Source organism: Dokdonia donghaensis DSW-1, from assembly GCF_001653755.1.
Taxonomy (GTDB): domain Bacteria; phylum Bacteroidota; class Bacteroidia; order Flavobacteriales; family Flavobacteriaceae; genus Dokdonia; species Dokdonia donghaensis.
In genome coordinates, this window is the sequence record NZ_CP015125.1 from 127,129 (window position 1) to 145,525 (window position 18,397).

At 38.5% G+C, this 18,397-nt stretch carries 22 protein-coding genes; 14 read left to right on the forward strand and 8 right to left on the reverse strand.

Features of this window, described 5'->3' with window-relative positions; all coding sequences use genetic code 11:
* Position 1 precedes the first annotated feature (1 nt).
* The 12 genes from I597_RS00560 (at position 2) to I597_RS00615 (ending at position 9,703) form a co-directional block, all read left to right on the forward strand.
* Positions 2-1,441 (forward strand): SusD/RagB family nutrient-binding outer membrane lipoprotein, encoded by a 1,440-nt coding sequence (locus tag I597_RS00560; RefSeq protein ID WP_035325523.1) that lies wholly within the window; start codon positions 2-4, stop codon positions 1,439-1,441.
* A gap of 116 nt (positions 1,442-1,557) precedes the next feature.
* Positions 1,558-2,892, forward strand: a complete 1,335-nt coding sequence (locus I597_RS00565) for an SLC5/6 family protein (RefSeq protein WP_035328792.1) — start codon at positions 1,558-1,560, stop codon at positions 2,890-2,892.
* Entirely contained in the window at positions 2,877-3,704 is an 828-nt protein-coding gene (locus I597_RS00570) for a metallophosphoesterase family protein (protein ID WP_035325524.1), read from the forward strand. Before I597_RS00565 ends, I597_RS00570 begins: the two co-directional genes overlap by 16 nt.
* A 72-nt stretch (positions 3,705-3,776) precedes the next feature.
* On the forward strand, positions 3,777-4,202 hold the full coding sequence (locus I597_RS00575) for a rhodanese-like domain-containing protein (RefSeq protein ID WP_081965032.1): 426 nt from the start codon (positions 3,777-3,779) through the stop codon (positions 4,200-4,202).
* Complete coding sequence (locus tag I597_RS00580; RefSeq protein WP_021778162.1) at positions 4,203-4,394, forward strand: hypothetical protein; 192 nt, start codon at positions 4,203-4,205, stop codon at positions 4,392-4,394.
* Positions 4,394-4,573 (forward strand): hypothetical protein, encoded by a 180-nt coding sequence (locus I597_RS00585; RefSeq protein ID WP_035325526.1) that lies wholly within the window; start codon positions 4,394-4,396, stop codon positions 4,571-4,573. Before I597_RS00580 ends, I597_RS00585 begins: the two co-directional genes overlap by 1 nt.
* Entirely contained in the window at positions 4,573-5,175 is a 603-nt protein-coding gene (locus I597_RS00590) for a TIGR04282 family arsenosugar biosynthesis glycosyltransferase (RefSeq protein WP_035325528.1), read from the forward strand. The genes I597_RS00585 and I597_RS00590 overlap by 1 nt, the downstream gene beginning before the upstream one ends.
* Positions 5,176-5,209: 34 nt before the next feature.
* Entirely contained in the window at positions 5,210-6,022 is an 813-nt protein-coding gene (locus I597_RS00595) for a purine-nucleoside phosphorylase (RefSeq protein ID WP_035325530.1), read from the forward strand.
* Positions 6,023-6,103: 81 nt separating this feature from the next.
* The gene (gene arsM, locus I597_RS00600; RefSeq protein ID WP_035325533.1) at positions 6,104-7,072 is read left to right on the forward strand and encodes an arsenosugar biosynthesis arsenite methyltransferase ArsM; all 969 of its coding nucleotides are present in this window, start codon (positions 6,104-6,106) and stop codon (positions 7,070-7,072) included.
* Positions 7,073-7,168: 96 nt separating this feature from the next.
* The gene (locus tag I597_RS00605; RefSeq protein WP_052112012.1) at positions 7,169-8,056 is read left to right on the forward strand and encodes a DUF547 domain-containing protein; all 888 of its coding nucleotides are present in this window, start codon (positions 7,169-7,171) and stop codon (positions 8,054-8,056) included.
* An 85-nt stretch (positions 8,057-8,141) separates the two neighbouring features.
* Positions 8,142-8,942 carry a DUF547 domain-containing protein gene (locus I597_RS00610; protein ID WP_035325536.1) on the forward strand — a complete coding sequence of 267 codons (801 nt, stop codon included), beginning with the start codon at positions 8,142-8,144 and terminating at the stop codon, positions 8,940-8,942.
* 53 nt (positions 8,943-8,995) lie between these two features.
* A complete protein-coding gene (locus I597_RS00615; RefSeq protein WP_035325537.1) occupies positions 8,996-9,703 on the forward strand; it encodes a TIGR04283 family arsenosugar biosynthesis glycosyltransferase in 708 nt (235 codons plus the stop codon).
* 5 nt (positions 9,704-9,708) lie between these two features.
* Here I597_RS00615 and I597_RS00620 read toward each other — a convergent pair whose 3' ends face one another.
* Positions 9,709-10,035 (reverse strand): winged helix-turn-helix transcriptional regulator, encoded by a 327-nt coding sequence (locus tag I597_RS00620; RefSeq protein ID WP_021778154.1) that lies wholly within the window; start codon positions 10,033-10,035, stop codon positions 9,709-9,711.
* Between the two features lie 105 nt (positions 10,036-10,140).
* Between I597_RS00620 and I597_RS00625 the strand changes: the two genes are divergently transcribed.
* Positions 10,141-10,740, forward strand: coding sequence for a nitroreductase family protein (locus I597_RS00625; protein WP_035325538.1), 600 nt, complete (start codon positions 10,141-10,143; stop codon positions 10,738-10,740).
* A gap of 73 nt (positions 10,741-10,813) precedes the next feature.
* On the opposite strand, the gene I597_RS00630 is transcribed toward I597_RS00625, so the two are convergent.
* The 3 genes from I597_RS00630 to I597_RS00640 form a co-directional block, all read right to left on the reverse strand.
* Complete coding sequence (locus I597_RS00630; RefSeq protein ID WP_035325539.1) at positions 10,814-11,578, reverse strand: head GIN domain-containing protein; 765 nt, start codon at positions 11,576-11,578, stop codon at positions 10,814-10,816.
* Positions 11,579-11,582: 4 nt separating this feature from the next.
* Complete coding sequence (locus I597_RS00635; RefSeq protein WP_035325540.1) at positions 11,583-12,680, reverse strand: acyloxyacyl hydrolase; 1,098 nt, start codon at positions 12,678-12,680, stop codon at positions 11,583-11,585.
* 197 nt (positions 12,681-12,877) lie between these two features.
* A complete protein-coding gene (locus I597_RS00640; RefSeq protein ID WP_021778150.1) occupies positions 12,878-13,033 on the reverse strand; it encodes a YqaE/Pmp3 family membrane protein in 156 nt (51 codons plus the stop codon).
* A 161-nt stretch (positions 13,034-13,194) separates the two neighbouring features.
* Between I597_RS00640 and I597_RS00645 the strand changes: the two genes are divergently transcribed.
* A complete protein-coding gene (locus I597_RS00645; protein ID WP_035325543.1) occupies positions 13,195-13,629 on the forward strand; it encodes a hemerythrin domain-containing protein in 435 nt (144 codons plus the stop codon).
* Here I597_RS00645 and I597_RS00650 read toward each other — a convergent pair whose 3' ends face one another.
* From I597_RS00650 to I597_RS00665, 4 genes are all read right to left on the reverse strand, one after another.
* Entirely contained in the window at positions 13,630-14,910 is a 1,281-nt protein-coding gene (locus tag I597_RS00650) for a BamA/TamA family outer membrane protein (protein ID WP_236626637.1), read from the reverse strand.
* Positions 14,911-14,942: 32 nt separating this feature from the next.
* A complete protein-coding gene (locus tag I597_RS00655; RefSeq protein WP_035325546.1) occupies positions 14,943-16,202 on the reverse strand; it encodes a POTRA domain-containing protein in 1,260 nt (419 codons plus the stop codon).
* Positions 16,203-16,267: 65 nt separating this feature from the next.
* Positions 16,268-17,281 (reverse strand): glycoside hydrolase family 113, encoded by a 1,014-nt coding sequence (locus I597_RS00660; RefSeq protein ID WP_035325548.1) that lies wholly within the window; start codon positions 17,279-17,281, stop codon positions 16,268-16,270.
* A gap of 131 nt (positions 17,282-17,412) precedes the next feature.
* The gene (locus I597_RS00665) at positions 17,413-18,315 is read right to left on the reverse strand and encodes a hypothetical protein (protein WP_035325551.1); all 903 of its coding nucleotides are present in this window, start codon (positions 18,313-18,315) and stop codon (positions 17,413-17,415) included.
* Between the last annotated feature and the right edge of the window lie 82 nt (positions 18,316-18,397).

Sequence of the window (18,397 nt, forward strand, 5' to 3'; positions counted from 1 at the left end):
AATGAAACATTTTTTATACATCACTTCCCTCCTGCTTTTACTCGGAATGAGCAGTTGCACAGAAGATTTTGAAGAAATAAATACAAACCCAAATGATCCCGTAAGCGTGCAACCTAGCTTGTTATTGCGACAAGTTATTTATGACTACGGAGAGCAAATGAGTTATGAAGGTTTTGTGGCTGGAGATTTACTATCGCAGCACAGAACGGCTCTTGACTTTAATCTTTTTGATCGTCACGCCTTAAAATCACCGCAGCTAGGTGGAAATCCTTGGCCTATATTTTATACGAATTTAAGAGACAATCAGATTATCTTACAGCAGGCGCAAACTAATTTGACCTTTGCTGTATATGAAGGGCCTGCACTTATCCTCAAGGCGTATATGGCGGCTGGGCTTACAGATCTTTTTGGCGATGTTCCTTACTCAGAAGCGTTTAATGGAATAGATGGAACGGTAACACCAGCTTATGACACACAGGAGGCCATATATACTGGAGCAGATGGTATTCTAGCAAATCTAGATGCAGGAATTGCTGCTATAGAAGCTTATGAAGATGTGATCCCGCTAGAAGGAGATATTCTTTATGGTGGTGACTTACAAGCTTGGGTACGCTTTGCAAACAGTCTTAAAATCAAACATCTTTTACGTATCTCAGATCGTGTAGATGTAAGTGCAGATTTACAAGCGCTGGTTAATGAGGATAACTTTATAACTAGTAATAGTGATAATGCTGTGTTTAACTTTAGCAATACGGAGCCTAACAGTTTTAGACTTGCACAATTGCGTGTGGGCGACTTTAACAACTTTGTGCTTTCTGAAACGATGGAAACCATTCTTTTAGACCTTGAAGATACGAGGCTTAGTACGTTTTTTAGACCAGCATCAAGTACTGACGAATTTAACGGACTTATAAACGGAATAGATGCAACCTCAACGGCTGCCGTGCTAGGAGATTTATCACTTGCCGGCACTGCTTTTAGAGAAGATACTTCTGTACTAGATGCCAACTTTATGACGGCTTGGGAAACTTCGCTAGCTCTAGCCGAAGCAGCCCAGCGCGGACTTATTACCGTAGATGCGCAGGCACTTTATGAAAACGGCGTGACACTCGCTTTTGAATACTGGCAAACACCTTTACCAGTAGATTACCTTACTGGTAATGCTGCTTTCAATAACGCAGATAGTTCGCCGCTAGAGCAAATACTTACTCAAAAGTGGATTGCAAACATCATAAACGGCTATGAAGGTTGGATAGAATATAGACGCACCGGTTTTCCTGAGTTTATGGATGTGCAAGCAAGTCTCAACGACGGTTTAATTCCCGTACGTATGCCTTACCCATCTGAAGAAGAAGCGCTCAATGCAGATAATTACCAGACAGCATTTGATGCGACAGATGGCAATAGCCTTAATGTACGCGTGTGGTGGGATGTAGATTAAGGAATTGTGGGAGGGTACTGCGGACATCTCCCCTAGCCCCTCTTCAAAGAGGGGAACTTTTATGAAATACACTTTCCTGACGGAAAGTGATAAATATTAGAATAAGAAATCAATATATGAATGTAGAAATCTTGCAATGGGGATTAATTATAGCATCGAGTGTGTTGATGTTTGTGTTGTCTCCGCTTGCCAAAAGTCCTGATGAGTTTTTTAAGGCTACGCATCGCAAGAAGTCTCCTAATGTGTGGATGCTTACGGGTAGTCTCATTATCTCGTGGATTTTTGCAAAGAGTATAACCAATGCTGCCAACTTAGGTCTGAGTTTTGGGATTGTGGGTGGTGTAGCTTATGCGGGTTACTATCTCTCCTTTGCTGTGGCTGGTGTGATTATCTACCAGATGCGTTTGCAAGGTGGATTTACAAGTATACATCAGTTTCTAACTTCTCGATTTGGAAAAGGAGCGATGCGCTTATTTTCTGTGCTCATTGCCATTAGGCTTTTTAATGAGGTGTGGAGTAACACGATGGTGATAGGTTCTTACTTTGGAGAAATGGGAAGCACTCCCTACTATTGGGCGATTCTAGTATTTACGATACTAACTCTGGCTTATGCGCTCAAGGGCGGATTGAGCAGTTCCATATTTACAGATGTGATACAGATGGGACTATTCTCCATATTGCTATGTGTGATTTTATGGAGTATATTTTCGGTAGATGATTTTAGTGTGAAGGAAGTTGCGACTTCTGGAACGTGGAGTTTTGATCTTGGTCTTAATTTGCTATTTGCAGCCTTGTTACAGTCATTCTCATATCCCTTTCACGATCCAGTATTGACAGACAGAGCTTTTTTAAGTTCGCCGAAGGTTACCCTACGTAGCTTTCTAATCGCCTCCGTATTGGGAGCAGCTTGTATTATCTTATTTAGTGTCATAGGTGTGTATGCGCAGTCACAAGGAATGGCAGGTCAAGCCGCTGTAGAAGTGGGCAAAGCTTTTGGCGTAGTCATATTGTTAGTCATCAACTTTATTATGATTACCTCGGCGGCATCTACGCTGGATAGTACATTCTCGTCATTTTCAAAATTACTTTCAGTCGATTTAAATTTGGGTAAAAATCTTTCGTTTGGGAGATTATCTATGGCTGTAATTGCCATATTGGGAACCATTCCCGTATTTCTCAATGCAGAGATTTTAAGCGCCACGACCATATCTGGAACAATGGTAATTGGACTAACGCCAGTATTTTTATTTTGGCGAAAGCCAGCCCCAAAAATTAGTTATTACTTGAGTGTAGTGACGGGTATCATTTTTGGCTTCATATTAGTTTTTGATGCCTTACCACAATCATTACAATTTACGACAGGATCTTATGCTGCCTTACTCTGGACAAACGTCTGGGGCATCACAGCCTGCACCATATTATACCTCATACCACGATGGATAAAAAGATAAAAAACATAGGCAATCTCACTGGCAAAGTACTCCTTTATGGCGGTGTGTATAGCAATCTACAAGCGCTAGAGAAACTAAAATCCATAGCAGAGGAACAAGGAATTGCTCCAGAAAATTGCATTTGCACCGGAGACATTGTGGGATATTGTGCGCAACCAGAAGAAACCGTACAACTCTATAAAATATGGGGAACACACGGTATCGCTGGTAATGTAGAAAAGCAATTGAGTGAGGGCGCAGAAGATTGCGGTTGCGATTTTAGAGAAGGATCGCGCTGTGATGGTTTTAGCCAGCTGTGGTATCCCTATGCACAAAGCAAACTCTCTAAGAATTCGCTAGACACCATCGAGGCGCTTCCAGACCATATTACATTTACCTACGCTGGTAAAAAGGTGACGGTTGTACACGGCTCATATAGTCATATTTCTGAATTTATATTTAAATCTACGCCTTGGGAAATAAAAGGTTCAAATTTTGATACAACCCAAAGTAATGTGATTATTGCGGGACATTGCGGCTTGCCTTTTCATACGGAGCAAGAAGATAAACTCTGGCTCAACCCTGGCGTGATAGGGATGCCAGCAAATGATGGCTCTACCGAAGTCTGGTATGCCATTCTAGATGACACATCTGGCAATCTTAGCTATGAACATCATACCTTTGCATATAATTACAAGCTTACGAGCCAGTTAATGCAAAACGGCTTACTGCCAGAAGAGTATGCACGTACCATCGTAACCGGCATCTGGGACAACACAGAAATACTGCCACCTGTAGAGAGTGGATTGCAAGGATTTGGCATTAAATTATAAAGACTTATTATCAAAAAAATCACATACATACTCATCTTGTTTATCAGCGCTATAAGTGTTGGGCAATCAGATATGGACTTGTTATTAAAACAGTACAACACACGCTCTGTTCCTTATATTTCTGTGCAAGAACTCAAGATGGAAATGAATGATTACTTGATTCTTGACACTCGTAAAAAGGAAGAATTTGAGGTAAGCCATATCCCTGGAGCGGTGTGGGTTTCTGAGAAGGTGAATGATAGTATTTACGCTTTCGCGAAAGCAAAAAAAGATCAACCCATCGTCGTTTATTGCTCAGTAGGGATACGCTCTGAAGATTTTGGCGAGCGACTAAAGAAGAAAGGATTTACAAACGTCAAAAATCTTTACGGAAGCATATTTGCCTGGAAAGATAAAGGCTACAAAATTCAAAACAAGAACAAACAACCAACCGACTCTGTTCACGTATTTTCCAAAGTTTGGGGGAAGTATTTAAAAACAGGACATAAAGTTTACTAAATGAATAAATATATACCACTCATTTTTATAGGACTCACCATAGGAGGATTTGCTTTACTGGCTTATCATCTTACTAACGAGACATCCACTTGGAAAGACTATCTCTCCAGTAGTCTCATTATTATTGCAAATATTGGGATGTTTATAGCCATTAAAAAAAGTGACCAGTGGACAAAAAAAGATGATGAGTAATGACTAGAAAGAAAATCATACTCATATTTATCATACTCCTTATCCTATTACTCGTACTTACTGTAAGCAAGCTAAATTTTGAGAACCTAAGTTGGTCTATTAATGCGAGTATATACCAGCAGCTCATCACGATGGCGCTTATGTTTTTGTACCTCGTATATAATTATAGAAAGCAATAATGAAAAAAAACATAGTACTCATATTCACCAGAAATCCAGAACTAGGCAAAGTAAAAAGCAGACTAGCCAAAGGTGTAGGTCAAGAAAACGCTCTTGAGATTTACAAAAAGCTCTTATCACATACTAAGGACGTCGTTGCAACTTTAAACTGCACAAAACGCGTAGGCTACTCTGTAAAGGTGCGAGATAATGATATGTGGGATAATGCTATTTTTGAAAAATTCCAGCAAGAAGGTGAAGATCTAGGAGTGCGTATGTATAATGCATTTGAAAAGGCCTTTGCAGATGGGTATGACAATGTACTCATTGTAGGCAGTGACCTCTATGACTTGCGTGCTTCTCACATAAATGAGGCTTTTGACGCGCTACACTCTATTGATGCAGTAATAGGCCCAGCCCAAGATGGTGGTTATTATTTATTGGGGATGAACAAGCTTGTAAAAGACGTATTTTACAACAAAGAATGGGGTGGCGATACGGTCTTTGTAAGTACTATGAATGATCTAGCAACAGCAAAAGTTCATCAACTTGAAACCCTTAATGACATTGACTTTGCAGAAGATTTAAAACCATATACTGAGTTTGCTCAGTATTTACAATAACAAGAAAATTTAATACGTTTAAAAAAAACATATTATGGAAAAATACATCATAGAAACAGCAGATTATTTAAAAAGCAAAGGCTTTGAAAATCCTGAAGTAGGTATCATTTTAGGTACTGGCCTTGGGCAACTCATTGATCGTGTTGAGATAGAACACACCGCGAGCTATAATCATATCCCTAATTTTCCAACGGCAACGGTAGAGTTCCATACAGGTAAATTAATTTACGGAACCCTCGAAGGTAAAAAAGTAATTGTGATGCAAGGTCGTTTTCACGTGTATGAAGGCTACTCACTTACAGATGTAACCTACCCAGTGCGTGTGATGCACGCTTTAGGTATCAAGCACCTATTAGTATCTAATGCTTCTGGAGCGATTAACCTTGATTTCAAAAAAGGAGAATTAATGCTCATAGATGATCACATTAATCTACAAGGAGGATCGCCGCTAGCTTTTAAAGGAGTAGAAAAAATGGGAGAGCGTTTTGTAGATATGAGCGCACCTTATGATGCTGCTATGAACAATACACTACGCACTATTGCAAAAGATAATGGTATAAACCTACACGAGGGTGTATATGCCTCTGTGGTAGGCCCGCAGCTAGAAACCCGTGCAGAATATCGTTTCTTAAGAACGATAGGGGCAGATGCTGTGGGGATGAGTACCGTACCAGAAATTATCGTAGCAAATCACTTAAAACTTCCAGTGGTGGCCGTATCTGTTCTTACAGATGAGTGTGACCCAGACAACCTCAAGCCGGTAGATATTCCAGAAATAATTGCAATGGCTGGTAAGGCAGAGCCAGAGATGATCACGCTCTTTACGGGATTGATTAAATCTTTGTAAAGTACGCTTTCGCGAAAGCGGAATCTAAACCATAAGATATCATCATTACATACAAACTACTACCCTTTAAAACAACAAGTTATGAGTTACCTTAATGCTACAAATGATCTTTATAAGGAAGCAGCGCTTACACCAGATGTGGGGCTGTGTTGTACAACAAATCCTATTTGGGAATTACCTGGATTAAAGATTCCAAAGATTATGCAAGAGATGAACTACGGTTGCGGAAGCACTGTAAACGCGCGTGATCTTACTAATGAGCCTAAAATGCTCTACGTGGGTGTAGGTGGTGGTATGGAGCTTTTACAGTTTGCATATTTTAACCGTAATAAAGGTGGTGTAGTAGGTGTAGATGTGGTGGATGAAATGCTAGAAGCATCTCGCAAAAACTTTATAGAAGCAGAAAAATTAAACCCTTGGTTTAAAAGTGAGTTTGTAGATCTTCAAAAAGGAGATGCTCTTAATCTTAATGTGGCAGACAACTCCATAGACGTAGCAGCACAAAACTGCCTCTTTAACATATTTAAGGCCGAAGATTTAAAACGAGCCATTGCAGAGATGTATCGCGTGCTAAAACCTCACGGCAAGCTTGTGATGAGTGACCCTACTTGTGAGCAAGAAATGAATGAGGAGTTGCGCAATGATGACCGTTTACGAGCACTTTGTCTTTCTGGAAGTTTACCCATAGCCGAGTATGTAAAAGCTCTTACAGATGCTGGTTTTGGAACTATTGAGATAAGAGCTCGTAAGCCCTACAGAATACTCAACCCTGGAGCATATCCTACAGATGAGCTCATATACATTGAGTCTATTGAGGTGGCAGCCATAAAAGACCCTATGCCAGCAGATGGACCTTGTATTTTTACAGGTAAAGCTGCTATTTATTATGGAGAAGAAGACTTTTTTGATGATAAAAAAGGCCACATCCTTCTTAAAAATCAGCCGCTGGCTATTTGTGATAAAACAGCAGGAGCACTTGCCGCTTTAGGGCGCAATGACATTTTTATAAGCGAGTCTACCTATCACTATGATGGGGGTGGATGTTGTTAAGACTTGTTAGTAATTTATACCGACCACGACTTAAGAGTCAAAGTCACACAAAAAGCGTTTCTTTATAAGAAGCGCTTTTTTATGAAACTCATAGATATGAAAACTTTTATTTACATCTCTTTACTTGGACTTGCTTGTGCTTGTAGCACCACTAAGACTATAACTGCACCACCTGAAGTCACTAATGCAGAAACACCTGTTGTCATAAAGAAAGATAGTGTCCCTATAGAAACAGCTCCCATTATAACTGTTACAGAAGATATAACCACAGTAAATGCTCAAGCAGTGGAGATGATTACAGAACCAGAAGAAGTTGATATACCTAACCCTATAATTACAGAAACTGTTAATCACGATAGCTTTAATGACTTACTTAAGGCATATGTATCACCAACTGGAAATGTAGATTATAATGGCTTTAAATCAAACTGGGGAAAACTACGCAACTACATTAAACTACTAGGAGAACAAACACCTACAGATGCGTGGTCTCAAGAAGAAAAGCTCGCCTACTGGATGAACGCATACAATGCAATGACTATAGATCTCATCTTACGTCACTATCCGCTAGAAAGCATAAAGGATATTAAAAATCCGTGGGATCAACGATTCTGGAAACTTGAAGATAGCTGGTATAACCTCAACCAGATAGAACACAATATTTTAAGAAAAATGGGCGATGCAAGAATTCACTTTGGGATAAACTGCGCTTCATTTTCTTGCCCGCCATTGCTTAATGAGGCTTTTACAGCGGCAAGTGTAGACGACCAGCTTGATAAGCTAGCTCGTAATTTTATAAATGACAGCTCTCGTAACACGATTACAACGGAAAGAGTCGAGGTGTCTAAAATTTTCAGCTGGTTTGCAAAAGATTTTAAAACAGAGGGTAGCCTTATAGATTATCTAAATAAATATGCTACAACTCCTATTTCACCTTCGGCGAAGGTGAGATATAAAACATATGACTGGACGCTCAATAAGTAGTAAAGTTTTCTTAATTACTCGCTTATCTATTTTGAAAAAGCGATATTAAGTTTTCACGAAAGTGTAAAACAATAAAATAATAGTTATGAAAATATACACACGCATTTTATCACTAATAGCCATAGCCATCTCTTTACAAAGCTGCGCGTTGCTCTCTGCTGGAGGGATTACAAGTCAAGGGCAACCTACCAAGGAAGTAACACAACCACTTACATCTACTACGGCAAACTCTGCTGTAAATGTAGATCACTCGCAATGGGACTCATTGCTCAAAAAGTATGTAAACGAAAAGGGGCTTGTAGACTATGATGCATTTCAAAAAGACAGACCGCTACTTAACGGCTACTTAGATCAACTCGCAAATCTTGACCCATCAAACAAGTGGAGTGAACAAGAGTTACTTGCTTATTATATTAATCTTTATAACGCAGTCACTGTAGAGCTCATACTTGATAACCCAGAGGTAAAAAGTATAAAAGATATAGATGCCCCGTGGACTAAAGGACGTGCAAGGGTAGATGGGCGCTTGCTCTCTCTAGGTGGTATTGAAAATGGCGTGCTACGCAAGATGAATGAGCCTAGAATACATTTTGCCATAAACTGTGCATCTATCTCTTGCCCACCACTACTGCGTGAGGCATACACTGCTGGTAAAATCAATGAGCAACTTGACAAAGCAACTAAGCAGTTTATAAATAGTTCAAAAAATGATATTAGTGCAAATACGGCAGCGCTTTCTTCTATTTTTAAATTTTATACAGAAGACTTTTATAGAGGATCTAATAAAAGCTTACTACCCTATATAAATAAATATGCAAATACTCAGGTTGCGCCTGGTACACCTGTCACGTTTAAGGAATATGATTGGGGCTTAAATAAGCAATAAAGTAAAACTGATTGAGGTGTTTTTGCGTACATTTAAAATAAGAAAAATCTTTAATGAATTCTATATCTGTAGTTATCCCAGTTCTTAATGAGTCTGAGACCATATGTGCATTGCTCACTCACCTAGAAAACAAGGCATCTTCTCAAAATTATATACACGAAATCATCGTTGTAGATGGTGGCAGTAGTGATGACACTGTTACTCAAGTTACTCAATATTCAGCGCTTAGTAAAACGGTATCTATTATTACGTCTCATAAAGGTCGAGCACGACAGATGAATACAGGAGCCATACAAGCTACAGGTGACATACTTTACTTTTTACACGCAGACTCATACCCACCTCAAAATTATGATGCACTCATTGTAAAAGTGGTATCACAGGGAAATCCTGCGGGATGTTTTAAAATGAAATTTGATTCTAATCACTGGTGGCTGCGACTAGCTGGCTGGCTTACTAAGTTTAAGTGGCGAGCGTGCCGTGGTGGTGACCAAAGCCAGTTTATTACCAAAAGTCTTTTTGAAGAACTGGGCCGCTTTGATGAGCGATATATTATTTATGAGGATAATGACCTAATAAATAAGTTATATGCGCGACGTAAATTTGTCGTTATTCAAGAGTGGCTCACAACATCTGCACGTCGTTATGAAGAAAATGGTATCTGGAAATTACAGTTTCACTTCTGGAGTATTTATGTGCGCAAATGGCTAGGCGCTAGTGCAGAAGATTTGCACAAATATTACCTCAACAAGATATCATAACAGGTTTATACCTCATCTGCTTTGCGGCCCCAGTCTGCAATTGCGTTTATAAGTGGTATAAGTGACTTTCCTAAATCTGTAAGCATATACTCAACTTTAAGTGGTGGCTTTGTAGTATAAACCTTTCTATCTATTATACCATCACTCTCTAGTGTTTTGAGCTGTAGGCTAAGTGTGCGCTCTGTCACAGAGGGCATTTGCTTGCGTAACTCACTATATCGTAAGGGACCTTCTATAAGATGGTAAATGATTACCGTTTTCCACTTACCTCCTATCACTCCCATCGTAAGACTTGTACAGCAAGGGTATTCTTTTCCTTTAAAAGTGTGCATCTCGATGTGTTAAATTAAACCTATACTTTTTGACCGTTCTTGCAAAGGTATATAACTATACATACTTTTGCTACTATACTTAATATAGTAAAAAAAATAAACGTTATGAGTTTTATAAATGCAATGCAAGAGCGCTACACTACAAAGGTGTATGACGAGACAAAAAAAATAGATCCTAAGCACATAGAGGAGCTTAAAGAAAGTTTACGACTAAGTCCTTCTTCTATAAATAGCCAGCCTTGGAAATTTACTTTTGTTTCTGATCAAGACATAAAAGAGAAGCTCTCTAAAGTATCTTGGATAAATACTGAGAAAGTAACAAAGAGTGATACTGTAGTTGTTTTTAGTAGAGTAGATGATTTATCACTTTTTGAAGAGCAAATCAAGAGAGAATTACCACAAGGAATGGTAGATTATTATAATGAGAACTTAAAACCCCTACCTAAAGAACAGATTACTTCTTGGTTTGATAAGCAAGTATACCTCTCTGTAGGTGTATTACTAAGTGCTTGTGCTGTTATGGGCATAGATGCTACCCCTATGGAAGGAATAGAGCCTGCAAACTATGACAAGATTATAGGAAACGATGGCTATGCAACCCTAGTTGCCGTAGCTATAGGATACAGAGATGAAGAGGATTTTAACCAACCTAGTAAAAATCCAAAATCAAGAATCGCATTAGACAAAGTGGTAGAAACTATATAGTCTCAACTACTTCGATTTTATTATACAAAGCGCTCCATACTGGGGCGCTTTTTTTTCGCTTTAAGCGAAAGAATTATTCATCAATAATAACTTCACCCGTAAAGAAGCTTTCTACCTCAACAACTGGTGGTGTATTTTTTAAAATCAAATTACCCGTACTACGCAACTCTCCTACTATAGATAATTGTGGTGCTAGTATCACATCATTAGTCCCCCTGTGGAAGATGGAGACATTTTGAACATCAAGATCTTCTAAGGGTAATCTACTATCACCATCTAGCAAGTTTATGGTAAGATTTGTCACACTTCCGTTTATGAAGAAATTAGACAATCCGTTGCATTGTAATAGCACATTTTCTGCGTCTAGTGTAAGATTAAAGTCACCATCTTTATGATAAAAGTCTTCTTCTATAAGGTCATCACTTACTAACCTGAGTGAGTTCCAGGTCAAGACACCCTCTGCCTCTACGGTTTGCCCGCTGCTATTACGTATTTGTTTTAAATCGGGATGACTCACATACACCTTTGATGTATCATAATCACGTATAATATTACAAGAAGCTGTGTTTTTAATTTTGAGTGTATTGTCCTCTACAAGAATTTCAAAATCTTCAAGTAAGTTTTCTCCAGTTTCTAGTCTTACCGAGATAACTGGAGCGTCTGTCACTATGAGTTGAGCACGCTCAAAGATGGTAATGCTATCAAAATCTGCTAGATCATACTCTTGTGTAATGATATCGCCTGTGGTTTTTAGACACGTAAGTGTATCTTCTGTATCACAAGAAATGATGCTTACAATGATTACTATTAGACTAGCTATATAAATGGAGTGTCTCATCTTATTAAAATCTATATCCTATACCAAACTCTACTGCCTCTGCTTTTGCACCGTGTGCTTTTACAACCATACTCCCTGCAAGATGTTTTCCAAAGGTTCTTTTTAAACCTAACCTATTGTAAAATCTCCCTTCAAAATCATAGGGGTAGTACACATAATAACCTAGTTGAGATACAAAAGAAAGCTCATTAAAGTGCAGCTCGTGTCCCACAAAAATCCCAAAACGCTTCCAGTCTTCATTACCCGTGACGTCACCATCTGGATATGCAATAGACTCATAACGTATGAGCTCTTTTAAAAAATTTGCAAAAAAAGCATCTACACCCGCCGTAAAGCTAGACTTGTGATTAACGCGCTTATCTACAAAGGCAGTAATGGTAACAAAACCATAGCGTGGTGAGTTATTTATATCGCTTTGATTTGCTCCACCGCGTAGAGTAAGGTTAAAATGTACAGGTTCTTTATAAGGAGTTTTTTCTCCCATAGGTATATACTCGGGAAACTCGGCCGCTTTTGGGAAGTAATTTAATCCTGCAGTAAACGCCCACGTATTTGTAGAATTATTTGGTGCCTTAAGATTTGCATTACTATAGTGTATAATTGTCACCCCTGCTTGAAAGCCTATATTTCTAAAAATATTATTTTTCTTATAGCTTAACTTAAGCATCGTGCTACTCAAGACTGTAGTGCCATATGCATTATTTATAAAATTAGTCTCCCTGTCATAGGGTTTTGTAGCAATCGCGAGACCCTGCCCTATTCTAAACTGCAAGCGCCTCTTCCAGTAATAAAAGTTATAATGTGCATACGCACTATATAGTTCTCCCAGATACTCATTTTTCATATCTTGGTACACAAAGGTGTACCCCACATCTGGAAAGTTGTAACGACGCTCCCAGGGTTCAAAACCATAGGTCTTTCGGTTATATGCCAGCATCACTCCAGTAGGGTGTTCTGTAATAAGGTGAGAAATATCTGGATTATGTTCTAAAATCGTTCCGCCAAAAAGGTCTGCCTCTACATCAAAGGGTCTTACTTTATCTTCTTGTGCAGTAGTGCAAATGCCGTAAAGAAGTACAAATACAATAGTAATGATGCGCATAGATGTAGGTTGTAATGATTTTTTAAACCTACGAAAAAATGTCTGCTATAGTTTGTCTAAAACCTACTATTTATAAAAGGTTTTTTACGCTTTCGCGAAAGCGTACCTATATCTATTAAACCCCTACAAGTCTTTATAAAATATAAGAGCCCGCTACGCTACCTATGTAGCGGGCTCTTGTAATATATGTGTTGCTCTTATTTACTGTTTACGTAAAAGGCGTGAATCACTCCAGGAAGCCAGCCTAATAGGGTAAGTAAGATGTTTATGAGAAGGTCTTTTCCGGCTCCTTTTTCTAACGCAACTGCTAGTGGCGGAAATAGAATGCTGAGTATAATTGTAATTAATGACATTGGTTACTTTTTTTTGGTTATTGTTTATACAAAGCTACAGATGAGACCATCTGTAAATTGCTAATTTTAAATTAATTGTATTGATTTTAACAAAAATCATAGCAATTTTTTAAAAATTTACAGTGTCTTAAAATTAACTAACCAATTAATCTTTTAGTACTATGAATATTTTTGAAGCAATTAGAAACGACCACGATATCCAGCGCGACTTATGCGATAGACTTACCTCAACCTCTGGTAAAAGCAGTGACAGAAAACAGCTCTGGAAAGCACTAAAAGAAGAATTAGAAATACACGCAGACGCAGAGGAAAGACATTTTTACAGTCCGCTTATACATAATGATATGATGCAGGAGCACGCTAGACACGGTATTGCAGAGCATCACGAGATGGATGAACTTATAGAAAAAATAGATGATACAGATATGGATTCTCCTGCCTGGCTTACTTATGCAAAACAGTTATGCGAGAAAGTCGAACATCATCTCGAAGACGAGGAGCATACCTTTTTTCAGCTAGCAGGTAAAGTACTCTCAGAAAATCAAAAGACAGATCTTGCTACTGCGTACCAAGATGCAATGAAAGAACGTAGATAATCAAAAATATTGGCCTATACCAAAGACAATTCCGCTGGTGGCATCTTGTGTTATACCATATCCATAGTCTACCCTAAAGGTTGCATTAAATATCTTTTTATGTATAAAACGTAGACCTAAACCTGGATAAATTCTTAAATTTTGATCATCACCAAAATCGCCAAAATCTCCCCCGGGATTGCGCCAAGAGCCAGCATCTACAAAGCCTACGCCTTGTATTGTAAACCAGTCTCTATCTGCTAGCGTTTGTCTATACTCTGCATTGAGTACTACCACACCAGTGCCTCTGTCTATCGTATTACCTACACCTCGTATATTAAGATTGTTATCTACAGAAAAGGGGGCAAAAGGAGAATCTGCATTTGTAGCAAGACCTAGACGCAATCGCGTTGCGATGTTTCCATCATAAATACCATCCTTATCTCGTATTCTCGCAAAATATCTAAAATCATTCCACCAGATGGTAAAATCTGGTAATGTTACCGCATTAGCCTGTACATATTGTACATTAAAAGTACTTTTAAAACCACTTACATACTGAAAGTCATACTTAAGAGCATCATACTCATAAATACCTTTAAGCAGGATTTTATCTACATTAAAGGCTTGTGGCACGCTCACGTCTGTGGCTCCATTGAGGTATAAATAATCTTCATTAAAGAAGTTAACACCTAACTCAACACGATGCTTAAAGTTAAAAGCATATAGACCTAAAATCTCTATCGAGGTGTTATTATACTTATAGTCTGCAGTACCATTATCTAAGAACACAGGTTCTTGAGTAGTAAGACTCTGAAAGTTTATCGCAAGTCCTACATTGTTATTAAATAAAAAAGGTGCTCTAAAATTTATACCATACGAGCTAAAAATATCTTTCTGATAAAACCCTCCAAAACCTATATTTCTTCCTAATAAATTATATTCATAAAGACCTAGCCTGTATGCAAACTCATCATCATTAGTCGTGTAAAGATTTACTTGTGGATTTATGGTAATATTTTCCTCTATGTTATAAAAAACATTATAGAAGTTATCGTGTGACTTAAAAACCTGAAAATAAGAGTGAGCAACTGCTGGAAGTCTTTTAAGGCGTATTATATCTTGATTTATCACTGCAGAGTCTAATGCAACTCCCGGTTTTATATCACTTATGAGTTTTATAAAACTAGGTTTAAGCCTTTTTGAGCCTTGTACTTTAAGGTCTAGCACTTTAACCTCTTGTCCAGCAAGCTGTACAGCGGTAATGCAACATACCATTAAAATCAATACTCTCTGTAACACTTTACATCATTATAAAAGAATCTCTCTACCTATTAAAAGTACTGCCCTATCCCAAAGACAAGACCACTGTTTTGTGACGCTCCTAGGCCTACGCCATAGTCTAGTCGTATAACTGCATTAAATATACGTTTATGTATAAAACGCACCCCTGCTCCAGAGTATACCTCAAGAGCATCACCACTTACAAGGTTATCTAGCGGTTGCCTAGCCTCTCTTAATGTCCCTCCATCTACAAAGGCATTACCCTGTAGTACAAACCAGCCTCTCTCTAGCAGCGTGTGGCGGTACTCTGTATTTATAAATATAAAACTCGTACCCCTCGCTATATCATTACCAGCCCCACGTAAGTTAAACTGATTATCTACAGTAAATGGCGCAAAATCAGACTCATTAAAAGAGGCAAACCCTAATTGTAATCTACTTGCCCAGTTACCTTTACTTCCTATTCTTTTAAAATATTCGGTTGTATTAACTCCTATAAAAGAGTCGTCAAGTAAGCCCTCACCTCCATTAACATATCTTGCATCAAGTAAGTTTCTAAAACCAGAAACATACTGATAATCTATGTCTAAAAAATTTGTCTCATACTCTGCTCGCACAGCAATTTTTGAAGCCTCTAGATTGTTTGGAAAGGTAGCATCTATCTCAGTATCGTTTGCAGCATACTGCTCGTTAAATATAGTAACTCCTAGCTCTACTTTATTATGAAAGTCGATTTCGTAAAGTCCGTAAATTTCAGCCCCAGCCCTATCTTTTTTATAATTAAGAGTAGTTGTATCAAAGTAAATGGGCTCAAAAGTGACATCTTTAATGTAATTTACACCTAGCCCTAACTTGTTTGTGAATAAAAATGGGGCCTCCCAGTAAACTCCGTAAGAATTAAAAACATCACGCTGGTAAAAGCCACCCACAATCTGGCTCTGGCCTAAGAAGTTAAATTCAAATACACTTAGTCTAAAGGCAAAACTTCCATCATTTGCCTCAGAGATACGTATACCCGGTATAATTGTAAAATTTTCTACAATATCATAAGTGACTTCTATAGCACCATTACGTACCTCAGCTATAATAGCGGTGGCTTTTGCAATAGCAGGAAGTCTATTAAAACGTTCTACATCTGTAGCTACTTTAAGCGAGTCGTAAGGAGATGCTACTTCTGTTTTTATTAGTCTTCTTAACAGTGACTCATCTACTTTTTTTAACCCTTTAAAGGTGATTCTTTCTACTTGCTGCTTTTGAGCAAAAACAAGGTAAGGCAGTAAGAACAGACATAGATATATAATTTGTTTCATAGGCTTATTTACGATACTATGAGTCTGTCGGTTCTTAATCGTAAACATTGCAGGAGCTATCGTATTTAATTTCTACCGTAGTATTCTTTTACAATATCTTGAGCAGGTTTGTTTTGAGGTGTAAACTGGCTATTTTCTGGTCCTCCTACACGGTCGTGATGTATAAACCATTTCCATAAAAAGCCTCCTGCCATCCACTCTTCATCCCAGACGGCTTCATAAAGTGCTTTTGTAACATTTGCCTGTGCTTCTAGATTTACAGCTGTCATACTTCGGTCAGAGCGCCAGGGTTCTTTACCTGTATAGTCTACAGAGCGATAACCATACTCTGTAAATAGTACTTTGCGTTGTTGCGCTTTCGCGAAAGCGGAAATCTCCTCCTTCCATTTTGTCCAGCCCTCTATGGCACACTCCACAGTAGGTGTTTGTTCTTCACATACCGGGAAATAGGCATCTATACCGATATAATCCAGCTGCTGCCAGAAGGGGGTGCGTTTATACTCATCCCAGTTTGCAGCATAGGTAAGTTTACCTTTGTATACTTTTTTGATATCTTTTATGAGCTGTTGCCAGAAAGCTGGTCTATTTACTACAAATTGCTCCAGCTCTGTGCCTATGCAAAATATCGCTGCATTTTCCTCTTGAGCAAGTGTGGCATAATCCATTATAAAATCGCGGTAGGATTGCTCAAGTGCCAGCCACTCCTCTTCTGTCTCCATCTTGAGATAACCTGTAAACTCTCCTCTACGTATCCATATCTGGGGTTTGAGCATTACATCTATACCTTTATTGTGTAGTTGTGCTACATAATTACGACCGCCTTCTCGCGTCTCACCATACCATTGCCTGTCTGTATTATATACAATTTGTGCCTTATCTAACGCTGGCACAAAACCAAAAGGCATTACGGCAGCATAGTTTGCGTTTATATCAATAACGGGTGCCACGTGACTGCTGTCTACTGGAGAGCGGTTTGCTACAAAACTTATACCGTTAACCTTTTGCTCTGGAGCTGGCTGAGCACTACACGCTTGTAAGACCAGTATGATTATGAGAGATTGTAAAACTGTTTTTATCATTAGTATCAATTCAAGAAATTAAAGATAGGCTTCTATGCAGTAAACCAAAAAAACCTGACCACTTTTATAAGTGGTCAGGTCTAGCGATCTCTAGATTATAAAGTATACGTCAAATCTAGTAGATGCTTATATTAAAAAACAACTCGTAGTCCCAAGTTAAAAGTCTCACCTAGTCCCGTATTATTACCTCTTACAAAGTTGGTATACAAAGCCTCGAGGTTGAGCTCGTCTGTGAGTTGATATTTTGCGCCTCCACCTACAGCGGTAAAGTCTTGCTCAAAATCATTACCCAGGTCTATGCGCTGTGAGTGCTGTACTAAGCCTAGAACAGTAAACTTAGCACTAGGGAAATAACTTAAAAACACCCCTGGCGTAAGATTTAAACTATTATTTGCAAAGCTGCCGTCTAGAGTGTCAAAGTTTTCATCTTGCTCTGCCTCTTTTCCAAAATTAAACTCTGAGTTAAGCTCTGCAAATACTTGCCAGTCACCACCTGCAAAGGTGTGATCAAAAAAGAAACGGTTTTGCCACGTAAATCCTTTTTGGTCAAGAAAAACCCCTTGCTCTGTCTCTTGATCTATAAGTGGTATAGATAGCGAACTTTGAATCGAAAAATTATTTACAGATGCAAAAGGAACAAACTTTACCGCAGGAGCTATAGAAGTAAGACCACTACGAGCGGTGCCACGCTCTCCGTCAAAACTAAAGACATCTAGCGCATCTCTGCCGCCTATTACATTAGATCTCACTTCTAAAATTACACCTACGTTGAGCCTTCTATTTTCTGACACTCCAGTAAAAGCTTCTAATGATGATGTAAAAAATGATTGCCTAGGCTCATCTCCATCTGTAAATGTACTTTCTGTTTGCGTGTACAAATTATTAAACCACTTGATATCATATTGTCCTTTTGCAATAAGCTTAGAGGGTGTAAGCGTTTGTATGACAGAGCCGCCTATCTCGTTATCATCAATATCTTGTGCGTAAATAGTAGTAGCGATTAGGCATAGCGCGCCTATTAAAAAATGTTTCATTTTTTTAAATATTAGGTTGGAAATTTATAATTGTATTTTCTTAATTCAGCTACTGTGGAGTGAGAAAAGAAGTTGTAAAAGT

What these genes read in the sequence shown, in the direction of transcription:
- I597_RS00635 (WP_035325540.1), bottom strand. Translation starts at nt 12,680, where the DNA reads ATGCGCATCATTACTATTGTATTTGTACTTCTTTACGGCATTTGCACT.
- I597_RS00645 (WP_035325543.1), top strand. Translation starts at nt 13,195, where the DNA reads ATGAATATTTTTGAAGCAATTAGAAACGACCACGATATCCAGCGCGAC.
- I597_RS00575 (WP_081965032.1), top strand. Translation starts at nt 3,777, where the DNA reads ATGGACTTGTTATTAAAACAGTACAACACACGCTCTGTTCCTTATATT.
- I597_RS00595 (WP_035325530.1), top strand. Translation starts at nt 5,210, where the DNA reads ATGGAAAAATACATCATAGAAACAGCAGATTATTTAAAAAGCAAAGGC.
- I597_RS00570 (WP_035325524.1), top strand. Translation starts at nt 2,877, where the DNA reads ATGGATAAAAAGATAAAAAACATAGGCAATCTCACTGGCAAAGTACTC.
- I597_RS00615 (WP_035325537.1), top strand. Translation starts at nt 8,996, where the DNA reads ATGAATTCTATATCTGTAGTTATCCCAGTTCTTAATGAGTCTGAGACC.
- I597_RS00565 (WP_035328792.1), top strand. Translation starts at nt 1,558, where the DNA reads ATGAATGTAGAAATCTTGCAATGGGGATTAATTATAGCATCGAGTGTG.
- I597_RS00610 (WP_035325536.1), top strand. Translation starts at nt 8,142, where the DNA reads ATGAAAATATACACACGCATTTTATCACTAATAGCCATAGCCATCTCT.
- I597_RS00625 (WP_035325538.1), top strand. Translation starts at nt 10,141, where the DNA reads ATGAGTTTTATAAATGCAATGCAAGAGCGCTACACTACAAAGGTGTAT.
- I597_RS00560 (WP_035325523.1), top strand. Translation starts at nt 2, where the DNA reads ATGAAACATTTTTTATACATCACTTCCCTCCTGCTTTTACTCGGAATG.
- I597_RS00585 (WP_035325526.1), top strand. Translation starts at nt 4,394, where the DNA reads ATGACTAGAAAGAAAATCATACTCATATTTATCATACTCCTTATCCTA.
- I597_RS00630 (WP_035325539.1), bottom strand. Translation starts at nt 11,578, where the DNA reads ATGAGACACTCCATTTATATAGCTAGTCTAATAGTAATCATTGTAAGC.
- I597_RS00620 (WP_021778154.1), bottom strand. Translation starts at nt 10,035, where the DNA reads ATGCACACTTTTAAAGGAAAAGAATACCCTTGCTGTACAAGTCTTACG.
- I597_RS00655 (WP_035325546.1), bottom strand. Translation starts at nt 16,202, where the DNA reads ATGAAACAAATTATATATCTATGTCTGTTCTTACTGCCTTACCTTGTT.
- I597_RS00640 (WP_021778150.1), bottom strand. Translation starts at nt 13,033, where the DNA reads ATGTCATTAATTACAATTATACTCAGCATTCTATTTCCGCCACTAGCA.
- arsM (WP_035325533.1), top strand. Translation starts at nt 6,104, where the DNA reads ATGAGTTACCTTAATGCTACAAATGATCTTTATAAGGAAGCAGCGCTT.
- I597_RS00660 (WP_035325548.1), bottom strand. Translation starts at nt 17,281, where the DNA reads ATGATAAAAACAGTTTTACAATCTCTCATAATCATACTGGTCTTACAA.
- I597_RS00605 (WP_052112012.1), top strand. Translation starts at nt 7,169, where the DNA reads ATGAAAACTTTTATTTACATCTCTTTACTTGGACTTGCTTGTGCTTGT.
- I597_RS00590 (WP_035325528.1), top strand. Translation starts at nt 4,573, where the DNA reads ATGAAAAAAAACATAGTACTCATATTCACCAGAAATCCAGAACTAGGC.
- I597_RS00580 (WP_021778162.1), top strand. Translation starts at nt 4,203, where the DNA reads ATGAATAAATATATACCACTCATTTTTATAGGACTCACCATAGGAGGA.
- I597_RS00665 (WP_035325551.1), bottom strand. Translation starts at nt 18,315, where the DNA reads ATGAAACATTTTTTAATAGGCGCGCTATGCCTAATCGCTACTACTATT.